This is a genomic window from Stenotrophomonas sp. STEN240, assembly GCF_056756175.1.
Genome location: NZ_JBRRBO010000004.1, coordinates 44,905 through 63,005 on the forward strand (window position 1 = coordinate 44,905; position 18,101 = coordinate 63,005).

The 18,101-nt window shown below is 64.7% G+C and carries 20 protein-coding genes; 11 read left to right on the forward strand and 9 right to left on the reverse strand.

Features of this window, described 5'->3' with window-relative positions; all coding sequences use genetic code 11:
- Positions 1–34: 34 nt before the first annotated feature.
- Entirely contained in the window at positions 35–988 is a 954-nt protein-coding gene (locus tag ACVOKO_RS02875; protein WP_346497090.1) for a calcium/sodium antiporter, read from the reverse strand.
- 76 nt (positions 989–1,064) lie between these two features.
- Entirely contained in the window at positions 1,065–1,631 is a 567-nt protein-coding gene (locus ACVOKO_RS02880) for a lectin (protein ID WP_430980704.1), read from the reverse strand.
- Between the two features lie 156 nt (positions 1,632–1,787).
- On the opposite strand from ACVOKO_RS02880, the gene ACVOKO_RS02885 reads away from it, so the two are divergent.
- On the forward strand, positions 1,788–2,330 hold the full coding sequence (locus tag ACVOKO_RS02885; protein ID WP_346497094.1) for a hypothetical protein: 543 nt from the start codon (positions 1,788–1,790) through the stop codon (positions 2,328–2,330).
- 1 nt (position 2,331) lies between these two features.
- Here the strand turns inward: ACVOKO_RS02885 and hmgA are convergent, their stop codons facing one another.
- From hmgA to hppD, 3 genes are all read right to left on the reverse strand, one after another.
- Positions 2,332–3,630 carry a homogentisate 1,2-dioxygenase gene (gene hmgA / locus ACVOKO_RS02890; protein ID WP_346497096.1) on the reverse strand — a complete coding sequence of 433 codons (1,299 nt, stop codon included), beginning with the start codon at positions 3,628–3,630 and terminating at the stop codon, positions 2,332–2,334.
- Between the two features lie 25 nt (positions 3,631–3,655).
- Positions 3,656–4,054 carry an endonuclease domain-containing protein gene (locus tag ACVOKO_RS02895; protein WP_346497098.1) on the reverse strand — a complete coding sequence of 133 codons (399 nt, stop codon included), beginning with the start codon at positions 4,052–4,054 and terminating at the stop codon, positions 3,656–3,658.
- A 101-nt stretch (positions 4,055–4,155) separates the two neighbouring features.
- The gene (gene hppD, locus ACVOKO_RS02900) at positions 4,156–5,265 is read right to left on the reverse strand and encodes a 4-hydroxyphenylpyruvate dioxygenase (RefSeq protein WP_346497100.1); all 1,110 of its coding nucleotides are present in this window, start codon (positions 5,263–5,265) and stop codon (positions 4,156–4,158) included.
- Between the two features lie 128 nt (positions 5,266–5,393).
- Here hppD and ACVOKO_RS02905 point away from each other — a divergent pair, with 128 nt between their 5' ends.
- Positions 5,394–5,888 carry a MarR family winged helix-turn-helix transcriptional regulator gene (locus ACVOKO_RS02905; RefSeq protein WP_057626456.1) on the forward strand — a complete coding sequence of 165 codons (495 nt, stop codon included), beginning with the start codon at positions 5,394–5,396 and terminating at the stop codon, positions 5,886–5,888.
- Between the two features lie 13 nt (positions 5,889–5,901).
- On the opposite strand, the gene ACVOKO_RS02910 is transcribed toward ACVOKO_RS02905, so the two are convergent.
- The 4 genes from ACVOKO_RS02910 to ACVOKO_RS02925 form a co-directional block, all read right to left on the reverse strand.
- A complete protein-coding gene (locus ACVOKO_RS02910) occupies positions 5,902–7,020 on the reverse strand; it encodes a hypothetical protein (RefSeq protein WP_346497103.1) in 1,119 nt (372 codons plus the stop codon).
- A gap of 262 nt (positions 7,021–7,282) precedes the next feature.
- A complete protein-coding gene (locus tag ACVOKO_RS02915) occupies positions 7,283–7,876 on the reverse strand; it encodes a thioredoxin family protein (protein WP_430980701.1) in 594 nt (197 codons plus the stop codon).
- Positions 7,877–7,887: 11 nt separating this feature from the next.
- Positions 7,888–9,396, reverse strand: coding sequence for a peptide MFS transporter (locus tag ACVOKO_RS02920; protein ID WP_346497105.1), 1,509 nt, complete (start codon positions 9,394–9,396; stop codon positions 7,888–7,890).
- Between the two features lie 205 nt (positions 9,397–9,601).
- Entirely contained in the window at positions 9,602–10,462 is an 861-nt protein-coding gene (locus ACVOKO_RS02925) for a tryptophan 2,3-dioxygenase (protein WP_346497107.1), read from the reverse strand.
- Between the two features lie 521 nt (positions 10,463–10,983).
- Between ACVOKO_RS02925 and pdhA the strand changes: the two genes are divergently transcribed.
- The 9 genes from pdhA to ACVOKO_RS02970 all read left to right on the forward strand — a co-directional run bounded on the left by pdhA (position 10,984) and on the right by ACVOKO_RS02970 (position 17,984).
- The gene (gene pdhA, locus ACVOKO_RS02930) at positions 10,984–12,072 is read left to right on the forward strand and encodes a pyruvate dehydrogenase (acetyl-transferring) E1 component subunit alpha (RefSeq protein WP_346497109.1); all 1,089 of its coding nucleotides are present in this window, start codon (positions 10,984–10,986) and stop codon (positions 12,070–12,072) included.
- Positions 12,065–13,144: an alpha-ketoacid dehydrogenase subunit beta gene (locus tag ACVOKO_RS02935; RefSeq protein WP_346497111.1), complete on the forward strand. Its 1,080-nt coding sequence runs from the start codon at positions 12,065–12,067 to the stop codon at positions 13,142–13,144. Before pdhA ends, ACVOKO_RS02935 begins: the two co-directional genes overlap by 8 nt.
- A 1-nt stretch (position 13,145) precedes the next feature.
- Positions 13,146–13,499, forward strand: a complete 354-nt coding sequence (locus ACVOKO_RS02940; RefSeq protein ID WP_346497113.1) for an SH3 domain-containing protein — start codon at positions 13,146–13,148, stop codon at positions 13,497–13,499.
- Positions 13,496–14,875 carry a dihydrolipoamide acetyltransferase family protein gene (locus ACVOKO_RS02945; protein WP_346497115.1) on the forward strand — a complete coding sequence of 460 codons (1,380 nt, stop codon included), beginning with the start codon at positions 13,496–13,498 and terminating at the stop codon, positions 14,873–14,875. Before ACVOKO_RS02940 ends, ACVOKO_RS02945 begins: the two co-directional genes overlap by 4 nt.
- A 347-nt stretch (positions 14,876–15,222) precedes the next feature.
- Entirely contained in the window at positions 15,223–15,564 is a 342-nt protein-coding gene (locus tag ACVOKO_RS02950; RefSeq protein ID WP_346497117.1) for a hypothetical protein, read from the forward strand.
- A gap of 24 nt (positions 15,565–15,588) precedes the next feature.
- On the forward strand, positions 15,589–16,218 hold the full coding sequence (locus tag ACVOKO_RS02955; RefSeq protein ID WP_346497118.1) for a DUF998 domain-containing protein: 630 nt from the start codon (positions 15,589–15,591) through the stop codon (positions 16,216–16,218).
- A 39-nt stretch (positions 16,219–16,257) separates the two neighbouring features.
- Positions 16,258–16,644, forward strand: a complete 387-nt coding sequence (locus ACVOKO_RS02960; RefSeq protein WP_346497120.1) for a VOC family protein — start codon at positions 16,258–16,260, stop codon at positions 16,642–16,644.
- Positions 16,645–16,714: 70 nt separating this feature from the next.
- The gene (locus tag ACVOKO_RS02965; protein WP_346497122.1) at positions 16,715–17,137 is read left to right on the forward strand and encodes a hypothetical protein; all 423 of its coding nucleotides are present in this window, start codon (positions 16,715–16,717) and stop codon (positions 17,135–17,137) included.
- 82 nt (positions 17,138–17,219) lie between these two features.
- Entirely contained in the window at positions 17,220–17,984 is a 765-nt protein-coding gene (locus tag ACVOKO_RS02970) for an SDR family NAD(P)-dependent oxidoreductase (protein WP_346497124.1), read from the forward strand.
- The last annotated feature ends 117 nt before the right edge of the window (positions 17,985–18,101 follow it).

Consider the following 18,101-nt stretch of genomic DNA (forward strand, 5'->3'; position numbering starts at 1 on the left):
CGCAGTTGCAGTGGCTTCGCGGCTTACGCCGCTCCTACACGGCGAACAACGCCAGCTCTAGGCCGACCCACGCCAGAAACGCGACAAACAACACCGCGCCTTCGCCACGGCTGACCTTCAGGTCGCCGCGCAGCATCGGGTACAGCATCAGCACGAACACGATCGCCGCCGGCAGTTCCAGCCGCACGAACGAGGCCGGCAGCGGCATTGGCCGCAGTGCCGCCATGCCACCAATCACCACCAGCACGTTGAACAGGCTGGAGCCGATCACGTGGCCGACAACCATGTCACCCTGCCCGCGGCGAGCGGCGGCGATGGCTGCGGCAACTTCCGGCAGGGCGGTGCCGATGGCCACCGGCAGCAGGCCGGCCAGCAGCGGCGACATGCCCCAGCCGGCGCCGATCACCGGTGCGGACTGCACCACGAAGCGGGCGCCGTAATACAACACCACCGCGGCGATGGCCAGGCGGATCAGGTTCAAGCCCAGGCCGGTACGGGTGGTGGCGTAGTTGATGATGCTTTCCTGCAACGCCACCGGCTCATGCCGTGCGCGTTTGAGCAGGAAGGCCAGCACGCCGACAAAACCCAGCAGCAGCACGCTGCCTTCGATGCGGTTGATGGCACCGTCCAGGCCAAACACGATCAAGGCCAGCGTGGCCACCGCCAGCAGCACCAGCAAGGGCGAGAGCAGGCGCGTGCGCACCATCAGCGGGAAGGCCAGCGCAGCCAGGCCCAGGGTCAGCCCGACATTGACGATGTTGCTACCAACCGCATTGCCCAGTGCCAGTTCCTGCGCGCCCACCGCGAAGGCGCGGACATTGACCACCAGCTCCGGCAGCGAGGTGCCGAAGGCCACCAGCAACAAACCGGCGACGAACGGCGAGGCACCGAAGCGCTGGGCCAGACCGGAGGCGGCCTTGACGATGGAGTCGCCGCCCAGGGCCAGCAGCACCAGCCCCAGTACAAACCATATGAAAGCTTCGAACATTGCAGCTGACTCCCGGCGTTGATGACGGCAGTGGCGGGGCAATGCCCGCGCTACCGCCCGTTGCCGCAGCAGGGTATCAGCCGCAGCCTTCCACGTAATCCACCTGCGGCGGCAGGCCTACCCGCCACACCGTGGCCTTGCCGTCGGCGCCCAGCTCGAACACCAGCGCCCCCTGGCTGCCGTCGGTTGCCGGCACCCGCAGGACCTTGCCGTCGGCAACGTACTTGTGCGGCTGCACCGGTTCGGCCTGCGGATACAAGGACTGCAACTGGCTCAGATCCATGCCGATCTTGCCGCCGCCCGGCGCGGCGGTATCGCCACCGCGTACGTCATAGCGCACGAACTTGCCCTCTTCGAGCATGAAGAACGGCCCGCCCTCGGTGTGCGCGGCCGGCGAGAGGTAATAACAACCGCCGTCGGCCGCCGCGTCGCCCTGCAGTTCGCTGCCCCACACCGCACGCAGCTGGTCGACGTCGATACCCAGCTGGGCGGCGCCATAGCCTTGCCAATCGGCATCGCTGCTTGCCACCGGCGCGGTGCTTGCCGGCGCTGGCGCGGGCGCCGGCGTGGCCGCGGGTTCGACGGCCAGCGGCTCGGCGGGCGGCGTGCGCTGGCAGGCCACAAGCAACACGGCGGCGAACAATGACATCGGCAGGCTTGTGCGATTCATGCGGTGGCTCCAGGCAGGTCCGGGGCCGAGTCTAGCGGCAAGCATGGCCGCCGCGCGCGAAGACCGTTGTCATCGCGGTTTCACCTGACGGCGACAGGCTGGGCGCCTACGTCGCCCATGCCACCGCCCATGCACCCGCACAAGACCGAACTTGGCCACACCGTGCTGCAGACGCACCGTGCCGCGCTGGACCTGCGCCAACGGCGAGCGCTGATCCTGTGCGATGGCAAGCGCAGCCTGGCCGAACTGAGCGGCATGCTTGGCAATGATGTCCCCGAGCTCATCGCGCAGCTGCGACGCGAGGGCTATCTACAGGCCGATGCCGCCCCTGCCCCGCCCGCTGCAGCGCCCGCAACGGCGACCGTGGCCGCTGCCCTCGCTTCCGCCCCGGCACAGGCCAGCGCGGAACGGCGGCGTTCGATGGTCGCCGCACGCATCTATGTGCTGGATATCCTGGCACTGCAGCGCAATCCCACCGCCGCCCAGCTGCACAAGCTGTTGCAGGCAGCGCGCGAGGAAGGCGATACGGTGAATGCACTGAAGCTGGCGCTCAGCCACCTGCCGGCGATGACGTCGGCTGGCTACACCCAGCGTGTGCGTGGACGCCTGCAGGAAGTGCTGCCCGAGGCGCATCTGACAGCGGTGCTGGAAGCAGCACCGCTGCCGGCCTGACTCAGCCCTTGGGCGGGCTGAAGTTGTTGCGCAGCCCGCTCCAGCAGGCCTGGTAGCCACGCTGGCGGTGCGCGGCGTCCATCGCCTGCTCGGTCGGGCGGATCACGCCACGGGTTTCGAACATGAAGGCCATGGTGTCCTTGATCACATCGGGCTTGGACAGGTCGGCCTGCGAGGCCTTGTCGAAGGTCGCCGCATCCGGGCCGTGGCCGGTCATGCAGTTGTGCATGGACGCGCCGCCCGGCACGAAGCCCTCGGCCTTGGCGTCGTAGGCGCCGTGGATCAGGCCCATGAACTCGCTGGCGATGTTGCGGTGGAACCACGGCGGACGGAAGGTGTTCTGCGCCACCAGCCAACGCGGCGGGAAGATCACGAAATCCAGGTTGCTGGTGCCCGGCGTATCGCTGGCCGAATGCAGCACCAGGAAGATCGAGGGATCCGGATGGTCGTAGCTGATCGAGCCAATGGTATTGAAATGGCGCAGGTCGTAGCGGTACGGCGCGTAGTTGCCGTGCCAGCCAACCACGTCCAGCGGCGAATGGCCGATGTCCGCACGCCACAGCCGGCCCTGGAACTTGGCGACCAGCTCGAACTTGCCGTCCAGATCTTCATAGGCGGCGACCGGGGTTTCGAAGTCGCGCGGATTGGCCAGGCCGTTGCTGCCGATCGGGCCGAGGTCGGGCAGCTTCAACAGCGCGCCGAAGTTCTCGCATACATAGCCACGCGCCTGGCCGTCCGGCAGCTCGACCGCGAAGCGCACACCGCGCGGGATCACCGCGATCTGCTGTGGCTCGATATCGATCACGCCCATCTCGGTGCGCAGGCGCAGCCGGCCCAGCTGCGGCACGATCAGCAGCTCGCCATCGGCGTTGTAGAAATAGCGCCCGCGCATGTCGGCGTTGGCGGCGTACAGGTGGATGCCGGCACCGGCATGGGCTTCGGCCGAACCGTTGCCACCCATCGTGTACAGGCCATCGATGAAATCGGTGGGCGTGGCCGGCAGCGGCAGCGGGTCCCAGCGCAGCTGGTTGGGCGAGGCCGCGGCGTGGCTGAAATCGCTGTGCAGGTGTGGCTGCTCGAACGGAGTGAATTCACCGTGCATCGCCGCCGGGCGGATGCGGTACAGCCAGCTGCGGCGGTTGCTGCCACGCGGCGCGGTGAACGCTGTGCCGGTCAACTGCTCGGCACACAGCCCGTGCGCCACCTGCTGCGGCGAATTGCGTCCAACCGGCAAGGTGCCGGGCACAGCCTCGGTGGCGAACTCATTGCCGAAGCCGGATTGATAAGCGTTGCTGACCATCGCGAACCTGCCTGTATTAGGGCACTTAAAGCCCCTCTCCCTCCGGGAGAGGGGTTGGGGTGAGGGTAAGGCTTTCAGCCATCATAAAAATGGCTTCCAGCACCGCATCCACCTGCAGCAGCACATCGTTGTCCCAGAAGCGCAATACGGTCAAACCTTGCTGCTCGAGAAAGCGAGTGCGTACGCGATCGACGTCTTCATTGTGCTGTGAGCCATCAAGCTCCACCACCAACCGTTTGGCCTCACAGTAAAAATCAACGATATACGGCGGAACCGGATGCTGTCTGCGAAACTTCAGCCCACACAGCTGGCCATTCCTCAATCTGTTCCAGAGCTTGCGCTCGGCGTCGGTCAGGTTACGGCGAAGCCTGCGGGCACGACCAAGGGTGACCGTCGGTAGTGGTGGCTTGCTGCTGTAGCTCATGAAACGGCCTCCTTGCGCCTTTCATGATCTTTAGCAGCTTCGCCCTCACCCCAACCCCTCTCCCGACGGGAGAGGGGCTATGTCCTATAGCGCGTTGCGCCTTACAGCACGCCACGGTCCATCTGGTCGCGCTCGATGCTCTCGAACAGGGCCTGGAAGTTGCCTTCGCCAAACCCTTCATTGCCCTTGCGCTGGATGATCTCGAAGAAGATTGGGCCGATGCAGTTCTTGGTGAAGATCTGCAGCAGCTTGCGCTGCTTGGTTTCCGGGTCGGCGTCGATCAGGATCTTGTTCCTGCGCAGACGTTCCACGTCTTCGCCGTTGTCCGGAATGCGCAGGTCGACCACGTCGAAGTAGGTGTCCGGCGTATCCAGGAAATCAATGCCCTGCGCACGCATCGCTTCAACCGTGTCGTAGATGTTGTCGGTGAAGCAGGCGATGTGCTGGATGCCCTCGCCCTTGTAGGCGTCCAGGTATTCATTGATCTGGCTCTTCGGGTCGGAGGACTCGTTGAGCGGGATGCGCACGACGCCGTCCGGTGCCGTCATCGCCTTGGACACCAGGCCGGTCTTGGTGCCCTTGATGTCGAAATAGCGGATCTCGCGGAAGTTGAACAGGCGCTCGTAGTAATCCGACCACTGCTGCATGTTGCCCAGGTACAGATTGTGGGTCAGGTGGTCGATGAAGGTCAGGCCGAAGCCGACCGGGTTCTGCTCGGCGCCTTCAATGGCCACGTAGTCGGCGTCGTAGATGCTGCCGGCCTGGCCGTAACGGTCCACCAGGTACAGCATGCAGTCGCCAATGCCCTTGATCACCGGGGCCGGCACCGCGCGGGTTTCAGCCAGCAGGTCCACTTCCTCGGCACCGTTGCTCAGGGCCAGCGAAAGCACCTCGGCGGCCGGCTTCTGGAAGCGGATGGCGAAGCCACAGGCGCTCGGGCCGTGCTTGGTGGCGAAGTCGGCGGCGAACGAGTTGGGCTCCTCGTTCACAAGAAAGTTGACGCCGCCTTGACGGTAGACGGTAATAGCACGCTGCCGGTGGCGGAGTACGGCCGTGAACCCCATGTTCTTGAAGTAGGCGTGCAGCTGGGCAGCCTGTCCAGCCGGTGCGGCGAACTCGACGAACTCAAAACCATCGATGCCCATCGGGTTTTCAAAGGTGGTGACCTGCATGCCCAGGTTGGGCGCGTTGGATGCGGTAGGGGTGTTCATGGTGGCCTCCGGAAGCATGGCGGTCGCCGGGGTGCCGGCGATGAAAACAGGAAGATCCGCCGCAAAAAAGCGGGTCTGGACCGAAGGTTATAGTTTCACATGAAACCACCATCAAGGTGCACTGCAGCATGAGCTCTTCCGATTACAGCAAGTCCACCAGCATCCGCGCCTCGCACGTGTTGCTGGATCTTGAGCAGTTCCTGCCTTACCGCATCAGCGTGCTGTCCAACCGGGTCAGCGGCAACATCGCCCGGCTGTACGGCGAGCGCTATGGCCTGGCTATCCCCGAATGGCGGGTCATCACCATCCTGGCGCTGTATCCGGGCTCCTCGGCCAGCGAAGTGTCCGAGCGCACGGCGATGGACAAGGTGGCGGTCAGCCGCGCGGTGGCGCGCCTGCTGGAGCGTGGCTTCATCAAACGCGAGACCCATGGCGATGACCGTCGCCGCTCGGTGCTGGCGCTTTCTGCGGCAGGCTTCGAGGTCTACGAGACCATCGCGCCGATGGTGATCGAGATGGAACGGCGGCTGATGTCAGCGCTCACCGAGGAAGAGGAACAGGTACTCGAACGCCTGATCACGCGCCTGGCCGATGCCGGTCTGCAGCGCATGAACGAGGGTTGATCGTCACCGACGATCAACTCAGGTGCTTGCGCCGCGCATAGATCCACGGCGCGGCAAGGGCCGCGATCGCACCACCTGCAAAACCCAATGCCGCAGCCACCGCCGCCGCTTCCACGCGGCCGGGCAAGGCCAATGCTGCAAGCAGCAACAGGCCGGCCGGCAGGCCGATGAACGAGGCCAGGAAGAACCGCCAGCGCGGCACCCAGGTGTGCAGCTGCATCAGGCTGGCGCCGGTCCAGGCGTCGTTGGCCTGGTCACGTCCGATTTTGTCCACAAGCTTGACCAGGTCAACCTCGGCAGCCGCCTTGCCCATCCGCGCCAAGGCCAAGGCCGCGCCAACTTCGGTTGGATCGGGCCAATTCGAAGGCCATGCCTGCGGCGCGGCAACGCCATAAGCGGTCAACAGCGGCAGCGACAAGGCGGGCACCGGCAGCGCGCGCAGCCGCCGCTTGTCCATAACGCACCAGAACTGGGTCAGGCCATCATGATTGACCTGGTACAACGCCAGCTGCTCCGGCGCCGGATACGGCAAGGCGGTGACCCGCGCGGCCATCGATTCCACCCCCATCGTGCGCAGGAAGCCGACCCGGCTGCGCCCACTCTGCGCCCAGCCCAGGCCCAGCGGCGACAGCAGCATGACCTCGGCGTGATCGCTGGCACCGCCGTTGGCGCGCTCATCGCTGGCCAGAAAAGCCGACAAGGAATTGGGCTCGGCCACGTCGGCCTTGCCCCAGCGCTGCGAATGCCCGAGCAGGAACTTCAATGGCACCCGCGCGGCAACGGTTTCGCCGCGCACGCTGTCGGAGGCGAACGGCACCACGCTGGCGACGAAGGCGCGCAGCTCGTTGCCGGGCGATGCACTCCATTCCGGCGGCAGCAGACCAGCGAGCAGGCCGTTGCGCGCCAGCTGGTCGATCTGTTCCTTCTGCTCGACCAGCCGTGTCACTGCCGACTGCAACATGATGTTCGGCGGTACCGCGGCCTGCGGCAGCCGGTAGCGCGGCGGCGGCGCGGGGTCGTCCGGCGCCGCGCTTTCGTCCAGCAGTTCGTCCACCGTGGGCAGGCTGGTGCCGGACAGGTCCTGTTCGGCGGTCACGGCGGTGCTGGAATCGGAGCTGGCAACTGGCTGCATGATGAGTGAGGGCGATGAGCCGGATGCAGAGGGATTGATCCGTTAGCGGCCGCACGCGAACAAAATGAAGATGAAGGCTGTTGCTTTGCCCCCTCCCTTGCGCATCGCGCAGGGGAGGGTTGGGGAGGGGTGCTTTGGCTTTACTTCCAGCAAACAGCAAACAGCAAAATCAAAGGCACCCCTCCCCAACCCGATGCGCAAGGGAGGGGGCAACGAAAAACGGCGCCTTTCGGCGCCGTTTTCGTTCAATCACATCGCAGGCTTACTTCGCCGGCGGTGCCCATGCTTTCAGGAAGGCATCGAACTTGGCACGGTCGTAACCCTTGCCCTTCTCCAGATCGCCAGTGAACTGCGAATGCAGCAGCTCGCCTTCGGCGTCCAGCACGAACAGATGCGGGTAGCCCTTGATCTGCGGGAAGCGCGAGAGGAACTTCGCGTTCTCGTTCTCCGGGCTGTAGTTGACCTTCATCCACACGTAATTGGCATCGCGGAAGCGGCGCAGCTCCGAATCACCTTCCATGAAGGTGTCCAGCAGGTGGCACCACGAGCACCACTCGCCGCCCACATCCAACATGATCCGCTTGCCACCACGCTGGGCCTCGACCTTGGCCGTTTCCAGATCCGCAGCCGGGTCGCGGGCCGGGTCGAACTGCGCGTTGAGCCCAGCCACCGCAGCGATATCCGCTGCGGTGGGGGTATTGCCCGAGGCCACCGGTTGGCTGGTGTCGGCCACCGGCGCCTTCTGCTCGGAGGTATCCAGTGGCTGCACCTTTTCCGGTGCCGCAGGCGGTGGTTGATTGCAGCCAGCCAGCGCCACGCCAAGCAACAGGGGAACCATTCCGAACAGCAGTTTCATCGCGTAACTCCTTACTTCACACCGTGCATCAGTTTCTGTACCAGCGGGGCGATCAGGAACAGCAGCACGCCGCCGCCGATCAGGATCCAGAAGCCCATCGTGTAACCGGCATGGGCCGACTGTACGGTCATGCCACCGGCGCCGCTGACGTGGCCGGCGAACAGACCGGCCAGATTGTTGCCGATGCCGGTGGACAGGAACCAGCCGCCCATCGCGAAACCGACCAGCCGCACCGGTGCCAGCTTGGTCACCATCGACAGACCGATCGGCGACAGGCACAGCTCACCGATGGACTGGATCCAGTAGACCGCGAACAGGGTCCAGAACGGGATCTTGTTGGTGCCCGGCTCGAGCAGGCTGGACAGGGCGAACATCAGCAGCAGGAACGCCAGGCCGTTGAAGATCAGGCCCAGGCCGAACTTGCGCGGGATCGACGGATTGGCCTTGCCCAGGCGCACCCACAGCCACGCCAGAATCGGCGCCAAGGTGATGATGGCCACCGAGTTGACCGACTGGAACCACGCGGTCGGGAAGGTCCAGTCACCGAACTGGCGGTCGACGATGCGATCGGCCAGGAAGGTGAAGGAGCTGCCGGCCTGTTCGAAGAACATCCAGAACAGCACGTTGAAGGTGAAGATGATCAGCATCGCGATCACCCGGTTGCGCGCAACCTTGCCTTCGCGCACGCCTTCAATCAGCAGCATGATGCCCAGGCCGATGAACATCACCGTCAGGATCACCTGCAACACGTTGGCACCGGCATTGAGCAGGCCGTACATCACCGGGATGGCAACCAGGCAGGCGATGGCGGTCTTGATCACCGGGCCACTACCCTGCTTGTCCGGCAGCGGCGCGCCGATGCCCTTCAGGTGGTGACGTTCGAACTGGAACCACACCAGGCTGATCAGCATGCCGATGCCCGAGGCGATGAACACCATCTTGTAGGCCGGCATGGCCACGGTGCCAAACACCTTCTCAGCCAGGATCTGGGTGAGGATCGGCGAGATCATCGCACCCATGTTGATGCCCATGTAGAAGATGGTGAAGCCCGAATCGCGGCGTTCGTCATCCAGCTTGTAGAGCTTGCCGACCATGGTGGAGATGTTCGGCTTGAACAGGCCGTTGCCGACGATGATCGTGGCCAGGCCGAGGTTGAAAATCTGGTGGTTGGGAATGGCGATCATGAACAGACCGGCCGCCATGATCACCGCGCCCATCAGGATCGAGCGTTGGTAACCAATGATCCGGTCGGCGGCATAACCACCAAAAATCGCGCCCGCATACACCAGTGCCAGGTAGGCACCGTAGGTGTGGCTGGCCGATTCCTCGCCCTTGGCGTCGCCGCCAAAGAACTGCGACACGATGTACAACACCAGCGCCCAGCGGATGCCGTAGAACGCAAAGCGTTCCCAGAACTCGGTCATGAACAGCATCCAGAGCGGACGCGGATGGCCGAGGGTGGTCTTGAACTCCGGCACGGGCGCCGGGGTTGATGCGGAATTCGGCGCGGCAGCGCTCATGCGGTGTCCCCTGATGGTTTGGGCAAATACAAAAAGTCGGCCGGAACCGGCGCGACGGGCGAGGATCACAGAAGCGTCGGCTTCACGTCAAATACATACTGCTGCAACCAACGCCTGCGCCGGGCATGTGCCAGGCCATCAGCACCCGCTCGCGGGCGCTGCGCAAGTTTCTGAATAGGTTGGGTTTTCAACCCTGACGGCGGTCTCAGGCGTCGGCCCGGATGGTGGTGCGCACCTCGAACAACTCGGGGAAGAAGGTCAGCTCCAGTGCCTGCCGCAGGAAGCCCACGCCGCTGGAACCGCCGGTACCGCGCTTGAAGCCGATCACCCGCATCACCGTACGCATATGCCGGAAGCGCCACAGCTGGAACTGGGTTTCCAGATCCACCAGGTCTTCGCACAGCGAATACTCACGCCAATAGCGGTCGGTGTCCTGATAGATGTTCTCGAACACCTGGCGCAGGGCCGGGTCGGTGACATGCGGCTGGGTCCAGTCGTGGCCTTCGTAGGTCGCCGGGATGGCATGGCCGAAGCGCGCCAGGTAGGCCAGGAACTCCTCGTACAGGCTGGGCGCTTCCAGCACCTCACGCAGCTGCGCCTGCCCTTCCGGATCATGGGCGAACACGTTGAGCATGTCGGCGTTCTTGTTGCCCAGCAGGAATTCGATATAGCGGTACTGCAGCGACTGGAAGCCCGAGGACGGGCCCAGCACATCGCGGAAGCCCATGTATTCGGAGGGGGTCAGGGTTTCCAGCACCGCCCACTGCTCGGTCAGCAGGCGCAGTACCTGTTTGGCCCGGGCCAGCACCTTGCGGCACTGCCAGACCTCGTCGCGCTGCATGTGGCCGCGCGCCGCGCGCAGTTCGTGGGCCAGCAGCTTGAGCCACAGCTCGGAGGTCTGGTGCTGGATGATGAACAGCATTTCGTCGTGGTGCGGCGGGTTGGACAGTGGCTGCTGGGCGCTCAGCAGCTGGTCCAGGCGCAGGTAACCGCCGTAGGTGAGCCGGCCCTGCAGGTCGGTATGGATACCGGCTTCGAGCTCACGCTGGTTCTTTTCTACGGTCATCGGCCTGGCCATCGGATGGGGCGGCAAGGGTAACGCAGGCCACGCCATCTGCCCCTCCCTTTTGCCACAGGCAAAGGGGAGGGTTGGGGAGGGGTAAGCCCTTCGCGGACTGATCCGGTGCCAGCTTCGCGGCTTACGCCGCTCCCACAAAAAACCGCGGCGCTGAGGTGTAGAGCCGAGCCGTGCTCGGCTGGGGCATTCCTGGTGGAGCCCCTGCCGACCATGGGTCGGCACGACATGGGCGCTCGTGGTAGAGCCCCCTGCCGAGCCGGGCGCGGCACTACCCGTCTTCCCGCGCAAACGGACTCGAAACACGCTTGAAGCCAAGCGGCGCGACAATGTGCCGCTTGTGTGCTTTCAGCCTGAATACGTTGCGTTTGCTCGCCCATGCTGAGCCCGGCGGAACAAAACCGCCCTGTACCCGGTCAATCTTGCTGCGGCGCAGGACGGCTTTTTCGAAGGGAGTCCTTACCATGTGCAATTCCTATCATTTGAAACCATCTGTCTAAGGTGTTGCTGCAATGACGGTTTCCGCCCAGTTCCAAATCAATTATCTGCAGTACCTCGATGCCGACGGCAACCTGGTACGTGACGATCTCCCCGCCTCGCTGCGTGACCCGCGCTCGCTGCTGCCGATGTTCAAGCAGATGCTGGCCACCCGGGTGTTCGACACCAAGGCCGTGGCGCTGCAGCGCACCGGCAAGCTCGGCACCTTTGCCTCCTGCCTGGGCCATGAAGCCGCCCACGTCGGCATCGGCGCCGCCATGAAGTCCGGCGACGTGTTCGCCCCCAGCTACCGCGAGTACGGCGCCATGTTCATGCGCGGCGTGCGCCCGCGCGACGTGCTGATGTACTGGGGCGGCGACGAGCGCGGCAGCGACTACGACCGCGACAGTGACGCGGTCCGCGATTTCCCCATCTGCGTACCCATCTCCACCCAGTGCCTGCATGCGGCCGGTTCGGCGCTGTCGTTCAAGCTGCGCAACCTGCCGCAGGTGGCGGTCAGCGTCTGCGGCGACGGCGGCAGCTCCAAGACCGACTTCTACGCTGCGGTGAACTCGGCCGGCGCCTACAAGCTGCCGCTGATCCTGTGCGTGGTGAACAACGGCTGGGCCATCTCGGTGCCGCGTTCGGCCCAGACCGGCGCCGAAACCCTGGCCCAGAAGGGTCTGGCCGGCGGCCTGTTCTGCCTACAGGTGGATGGCAACGACCTGATCGCGGTGCTGGCCGCGATGGAACAGGCGCGCGAGCGCGCCCTGTCCGGCGAAGGTGGCACGGTGCTGGAACTGCTCACCTACCGCCTGTCCGACCACACCACCGCCGATGACGCACGCCGCTACCGCGACGATGCCGAAGTGAAATCGGCCTGGTTGAAGGAACCGCTGATCCGCCTGCGCAAGTACCTCACCGCGCAGGGCGTGTGGAGCGAAGAAGAAGAAAAGAACTGGATCGCCGAATGCGGCACCCGCGTGGATGAGGAGGTCAACGCCTACCTCAGCTGCCCGGTGCAGCCGGTCGAAGCCATGTTCGACTATCTATATGCCGATCCGCCGCCGGACCTGCTGGCGCAGCGTGCAGCCGCCATCGCTCTGGAGCAGCGCCATGGATGACATCAAGCGCAGCGCAACGGTCACCCCGGCCAGCCACGATCACGGCGTCGCGCACAGCGCGGCGAGCAACAGCGGAGACAACCCGATGACCGCCACCCCGATCACCCTCATCGAAGCCGTCACCCAGGCGCTGGCCTGGGAAATGGAACACGACCCCTCGGTGCTGGTGCTGGGCGAAGACGTGGGCGTCAACGGCGGCGTGTTCCGCGCCACCGCCGGCCTGCAGCAGCAGTTCGGCTCGCAGCGCGTGCTCGACACCCCGCTGGACGAAACCACCATCGCCGGCCTCACCGTCGGCCTGGCCGCACAGGGCATGAAGCCGGTGGCCGAAGCGCAGTTCGACGGCTTCGTCTACCCGATGGTCGATCACCTGATCTGCCACGCCGCACGCCTGCGCAACCGTACCCGTGGCCGCCTGCATTGCCCGATGGTGCTGCGCGTGCCGTGGGGCGGTGGTATCCGTGCACCGGAACACCACAGCGAAGCCAACGAAGCCATCTTCACCAATGTGCCGGGCATGCGCGTGGTGCTGCCGTCCAGCCCGCAGCGCGCCTATGGCCTGCTGCTGGCGGCGATCCGCGAGCCGGATCCGGTGATCTACATGGAACCCAAGCGCATCTACCGCCAGTACAAGGAAGTGGTCGTCAATGACGGCGAGGCACTGCCGCTGGACGTGTGCTTCGTGCTGCGTGACGGCACCGACGTGACCCTGGTCACCTGGGGCGCACAGGTCAAGGAAGCACTGGAAGCGGCCGACAAGCTGGCCGGCGAAGGCATCAGTGCCGAAGTCATCGACGTGGCCACGCTGCGTCCGCTGGATTTCGCCACCATCGCCGAGTCGGTGGCCAAGACCGGCCGCTGCGTGATCGTGCAGGAAGCGCCGAAGACCGCTGGTTTTGGTGCCGAAATCGCCGCACGCCTGGCCGAAGAATCGCTCTACGACCTGCTGGCACCGGTCGAGCGCGTTGCCGGCTATGACACCCACATCCCGCTGTTCCGCCTGGAAATGAAGTATCTGCCCAGTGTCGAGCGGATTGTGACCGCCGCCAAGCGCGCGGTCGCGGTGGGCTGACATGCTGGCACGTTTGATTGGCAGCTACCGCAGCCAATACCGCAATCCCCTGCAGTTCCGTACCGGGCAGATCGTCGAGCTCGGTGTACGCGACGAGGAATGGCCCGCCTTCGCCTGGGTGAAAACCAGCGAAGGCAGCGCCGGCTGGGCGCCGGTGGCCTGGGTGCGGGTATTGGACAATGGCCGTGCCGAAGCGCTGCGTGACTACAGCGCCCGCGAGCTGGACGTTGACCGCGGTGAGCAGGTACGGCTGCATCACGAACATGGTGGCTGGTGGTGGTCCGAACGCGCCGATGGCGCGCAGGGCTGGCTGCCGGCGCGCGAACTTGAATTGCTGGAAGAGAATTGCACATGAGCCAGACCAAGAATTTCAACCTGCCCGATCTGGGCGAAGGCCTGCCGGACGCCACCATCGTTGAGTGGTTCGTCAAGGAAGGCGACGTCATCAAGCTCGACGAGCCGCTGGTATCGATGGAGACCGCCAAGGCCGTGGTCGAAGTACCCTCGCCGTTCTCCGGCAAGGTGCTGAAGCTGGCCGGCGCTGCCGGTGACATCGTGGTGACCGGCCACGTACTGGCCAGTTTCGAGCTCGACCCCAACCTGCCGCAGCGCGCCGAAGGTCAGGACACCGGCCATCACCACGGCGCACCGGCTGAAGCCGCACCTGCCGCTGCGCCGGCTCCAGCGCCGGCCACCGCTGCCGCCGAACGGGCAGACGAAGGCACCGTGGTCGGCGCCATGGTCAGCTCCAATGCCGTGCACACCGAACAGGCCGTGGCCGTCGGTGGCGTCAAGGCGGTACCAGCCGTGCGTGCGATGGCGCGCAAGCTGGGCGTCGACCTGGCCCGCGTACGTGCCACCGGCGCCGAAGGCGCGGTGACGATGAATGATGTGAAGCAGGCCGCGGCGAATCCGTCGACTTTGCTCCCCTCTCCCACCGGGAGAGGGGCTGGGGGTGAGGGTCCGACCTCCACTGCAGCTGCCGTACCCTCACCCCAACCCCTCTCCCAGGCGGAGAGGGGCTCAAGCGCCCGCACCCCGCTGTCCGCTGCTGGCAAGCCGATGCGCACTGCCCCTCCGGGCGTGGTTGCCAAGGGCCAGCCGGAGCCGCTCAAGGGCGTGCGCCGCAACATGGCGCGGGTGATGGCCGATGCGCACAGCAAGGTCGTGCCGACCACGCTCAGCGACGACGCCGACATCCACGCCTGGGCGCCGGGCAACGACATGACCTCGCGTCTGGTCCGCGCCATCGTCAGCGCCTGCCAGGCCGTGCCGGCCATGAATGCCTGGTTCGACGGTGACAACCTCACCCGCACCCTGCACGCCCAGGTCGACATCGGCATTGCCGTGGACACCGACGATGGCCTGTTCGTACCGGCCCTGCGCAACGCCGACATGCTCGATGCACGCGGCGTACGCGAAGGCATCAACCGTCTGCGCCAGCAGGTGGAAGACCGCTCGATCGCCTCCTCGGAACTGAGCGGCTATACCATCAGCCTGTCCAACTTCGGCATGTTCGCCGGCCGTTACGCCACGCCAGTTGTCGTGCCGCCATGCGTGGCCATCGTCGCCGCCGGCCGTGCCCGCTTCCAGGTCACCCCGGTGATGGGCGGCATTGAAACCCACAAGGTCATCCCGTTGTCGGTCACCTTCGATCACCGCGCCTGCACCGGCGGCGAAGCGGCGCGCTTCCTGCGCGTGCTGATTGATGACCTGGCCAAGGTTCACTGATAGTTTTCGCAGTGTGAATTCGGGCCCGCAGCGATGCGGGCCTTTTTTTGTGCTGGGTTTGGGGTTGCTTTGGGTTTGCTTGCTTGGTTTTTGCTTGATTTGGTTTGCTTTGGGTTTGCTCTGGGTTTGCTTGCTTGAAGCTTCCCCTCACCCCAACCCCTCTCCCGTGAACGGGAGAGGGGCTAATGCACTGCGAGCGCAAGCTTTGCGAGCCCCTCTCCCGCCTGCGGGAGAGGGGTTGGGGTGAGGGCAGCTTTTGATCTTCAACCAAACATCACCCACCGGTAACCCGAACCCACACATCGAGCGCTACGATTGCCCTACCCACACCCGCCATCAAGACCGCCATGGGCACCTGGACCTGCAGCAACTGCAAGGAAATCAACGAAGACACATTCGACCAGTGCTGGAAATGCGGCACCCATGCCGATGGCGCGCCACCGCCACGCGGCTATCAACGCGAAGAAAGCACGTCCTGGACACAGCCACCGCGTCTGATCGAATGCCCGCGCTGCCCTGGCATGCGCATGGAGTTCATCGGCCGCAAGCGCTTTCATGAGGGTTCGCAGTCCATGCCCTTCCTGCTCGGTGACATCAGCGAGTTGTTCGTCAACCGCGAAGAGTTCGACCTGCATGCCTGCCCGAGCTGCGGCAAGGTTGAATTGTTCCTCGCCGACCGGGTCCGCTGAACCCAACAGACAGTGGGTGTAACAATGCGCAGCCGCCGTTGCCTGATCCTGCTGTTTGTCGCCATGTATCTGTTGATGCTGCTTGGCGGCGCCGCGCTCAAGCCCGGCTATTCACCGCTGTCGCAATACATCAGCGAACTCGGCGCCAGCGGCAGCGCGCATGCGCAGCTGATCAGTCTTTTCGGCTTCGTTCCGGTTGGAGTATTGGCAGCAATGCTGTTGTGGTCGTTTGCCGCGATAGTGCCGGTCACTGGAACCAGCCGGCTCGGCTACTGGCTGCTGATGTTCGAGCCCTTGGCGTGGATAGGGTCGGCGCTGGCACCTTGCGATCCTGGTTGCCCCAACAGCGGCAGTCTGTCGCAATCGCTGCATACCCTGCTCGGCGTGTTCACCTATCTTGGCACCGCCCTTGGGCTGATTCTGCTGGCCACCAATTCCGAAATCCGCCCTGCCACGCGCGCCCTGTGGATCGCCTTGGCCGCGTTCTGGTTGCTGATGTTTGCGCTGATGGGGCTGGAACCGCTACAGCCATGGCGCGGCCTGCTGCAACGCCTGGCCGAATGGAGTGTGTACGCCGCACTGTGCATCAGCGCATGGCGATTGAGCGGCCCAGCGCGCGTCGGCCACAGCGCGATAACACGCGCGCCCGGATAGCCGGTGTACGCTGCGCTCCTCTGCCACCGGAGCATCCGCATGAGCCACCGCAGCCGTCTGGCCGGTTTCATCATTGATTGCCAGGGCACCGACAGCGATGCCGCCGCCGCATTCTGGGCGCCCGCACTCGGCTTGCATGCCGAGCCCGCCTACACCGAAGACGATGGTGCGCAGTACGCCGAGCTGTCAGGCGCACCGGCTGAGCTGCATGTCGAGGTACAGCGCGTTGAACATGCACCGCGTGTGCATCTGGATATCGAATCTGACGATATCGACGCTGAAGCAGACCGGCTTGAAGCACTCGGCGCACGCCGCATCGGCAAGATCAAACGCTGGTGGGTGATGGAAGCCCCGACCGGCCACCGCTTCTGCATCGTGCAGATGAAACATCCGGAACGTGGCCCAGTACCCACTACCTGGAAGTGATGAACTTTTTTCACGACTTCATGCGTTGTGATGTGTTGCAATGCGCGTTCAACTTCAAGGAGCGAACAGCATGGGTTTGATCACCGGAATGATTGTGGGCGGTCTGGGCGGTTTGGCCGCCATCAACATCCTCGCGCTGATGGCAAAAAACAGCGGCAGGCCGCACGACATCACCACCTTCAGCTCCGATGAGAACGTGCTGGCCAAAGTTGATGCCTGGGCAAGTGCACATGGCTACCGCCAGGTCAGGGACATCGACGGCACCCGCGTCTATCGCAAGGGCAACAACATCCTGACCTCGCCGATGTACCTGGAAGTCACCCAGGACGGCAACAAGTACAGCGTCAAGAGCTATACCCAGGTCAATGGACTCATCCTCAGGGGTGATCTTGCGCTCACCGGCGACACCTTCATCGCCAAGGTGCCGCGCTCGATGGCCAAGAAAGCACAGAACACCTTGTTCGCTTCATTGAACGTGCCCGGCCTGCCCTGACCGAGCGGGCAGCGCTGCATCCGTCGCCGCTGCGCAACGACACGGGGATAATGTGCGGCCTGGGTCTATCGGAAGCGCAACAATGAATCCCCCTGTTTCTCTACACAATGCACGTGTATTGGTTGCCGGCGGCAGCCGTGGCATCGGCTTGGCCATCGCTGCTGCCTTTGCCCGCGAAGGGGCAAACCTCAGCATCTGCGCACGCGGCGCAGCGGCGCTGCAGCAGGCCGCTGAAATGCTGTTGCGCGAAGGTGTAACCACCGCGCACACGCAGCAATGCGATCTCGCCGATCCGGCGCAGATCCACGCCTGGATCGATGCCGCCGCAGCCGCGCTGGGCGGTGTCGATATTCTCATCAACAATGCCTCCGGCTATGGCAACGGCAATGACGATGCCAGCTGGCAGGCCGGTTTCGATATCGACCTGATGGCCGCGGTGCGCGCCAGCCGCGCCGCCCTGCCCCATCTGCGCCACAGCACGCTGCCGGCCATCCTCAACATCAGCTCGATCAATGCCTCGGTACCCACGCCGCGCGCGGCGGCCTATTCCGCCGCAAAAGCCGCACTGAACTATTACACCGTGTCGCTGGCCACCGAGCTTGCGCGCGAGAGCATCCGGGTCAACGCACTGGCACCGGGCTCGATCGAGTTCCCGGGCGGCCTGTGGGACCAGCGCCGCAGCAGCGCACCGGAACTCTACGAACATATCCGCGCCAAGATCCCGTTCGGCGGCTTTGGCAATGTCGAGGATGTGGCCAGCACGGCAGTGTTCCTGTGCTCGCCAGCGGCGCGCTGGATCACCGGCCAGGTGCTGGCAGTGGATGGCGGGCAGTCGCTGCCGGCGTAAGCAAGCCGTAGGCGGGTGTTTGTAGGAGCGGCGTAAGCCGCGAAGCTTGCGCCGTCACAGATCCAGGGCTTCGCGGCTTACGCCGCTCCTACAAATCATCTGGCTTCGCGGCTTACG

Coding starts and splice junctions, on each gene's coding strand:
- ACVOKO_RS02965 (WP_346497122.1), top strand. CDS start 16,715: ATGGGTTTGATCACCGGAATGATTGTGGGCGGTCTGGGCGGTTTGGCC.
- hppD (WP_346497100.1), bottom strand. CDS start 5,265: ATGAACACCCCTACCGCATCCAACGCGCCCAACCTGGGCATGCAGGTC.
- ACVOKO_RS02915 (WP_430980701.1), bottom strand. CDS start 7,876: ATGAAACTGCTGTTCGGAATGGTTCCCCTGTTGCTTGGCGTGGCGCTG.
- ACVOKO_RS02905 (WP_057626456.1), top strand. CDS start 5,394: ATGAGCTCTTCCGATTACAGCAAGTCCACCAGCATCCGCGCCTCGCAC.
- hmgA (WP_346497096.1), bottom strand. CDS start 3,630: ATGGTCAGCAACGCTTATCAATCCGGCTTCGGCAATGAGTTCGCCACC.
- ACVOKO_RS02935 (WP_346497111.1), top strand. CDS start 12,065: ATGGATGACATCAAGCGCAGCGCAACGGTCACCCCGGCCAGCCACGAT.
- ACVOKO_RS02925 (WP_346497107.1), bottom strand. CDS start 10,462: ATGACCGTAGAAAAGAACCAGCGTGAGCTCGAAGCCGGTATCCATACC.
- ACVOKO_RS02950 (WP_346497117.1), top strand. CDS start 15,223: ATGGGCACCTGGACCTGCAGCAACTGCAAGGAAATCAACGAAGACACA.
- pdhA (WP_346497109.1), top strand. CDS start 10,984: ATGACGGTTTCCGCCCAGTTCCAAATCAATTATCTGCAGTACCTCGAT.
- ACVOKO_RS02945 (WP_346497115.1), top strand. CDS start 13,496: ATGAGCCAGACCAAGAATTTCAACCTGCCCGATCTGGGCGAAGGCCTG.
- ACVOKO_RS02920 (WP_346497105.1), bottom strand. CDS start 9,396: ATGAGCGCTGCCGCGCCGAATTCCGCATCAACCCCGGCGCCCGTGCCG.
- ACVOKO_RS02940 (WP_346497113.1), top strand. CDS start 13,146: ATGCTGGCACGTTTGATTGGCAGCTACCGCAGCCAATACCGCAATCCC.
- ACVOKO_RS02895 (WP_346497098.1), bottom strand. CDS start 4,054: ATGAGCTACAGCAGCAAGCCACCACTACCGACGGTCACCCTTGGTCGT.
- ACVOKO_RS02885 (WP_346497094.1), top strand. CDS start 1,788: ATGCACCCGCACAAGACCGAACTTGGCCACACCGTGCTGCAGACGCAC.
- ACVOKO_RS02875 (WP_346497090.1), bottom strand. CDS start 988: ATGTTCGAAGCTTTCATATGGTTTGTACTGGGGCTGGTGCTGCTGGCC.
- ACVOKO_RS02910 (WP_346497103.1), bottom strand. CDS start 7,020: ATGCAGCCAGTTGCCAGCTCCGATTCCAGCACCGCCGTGACCGCCGAA.
- ACVOKO_RS02960 (WP_346497120.1), top strand. CDS start 16,258: ATGAGCCACCGCAGCCGTCTGGCCGGTTTCATCATTGATTGCCAGGGC.
- ACVOKO_RS02955 (WP_346497118.1), top strand. CDS start 15,589: ATGCGCAGCCGCCGTTGCCTGATCCTGCTGTTTGTCGCCATGTATCTG.
- ACVOKO_RS02970 (WP_346497124.1), top strand. CDS start 17,220: ATGAATCCCCCTGTTTCTCTACACAATGCACGTGTATTGGTTGCCGGC.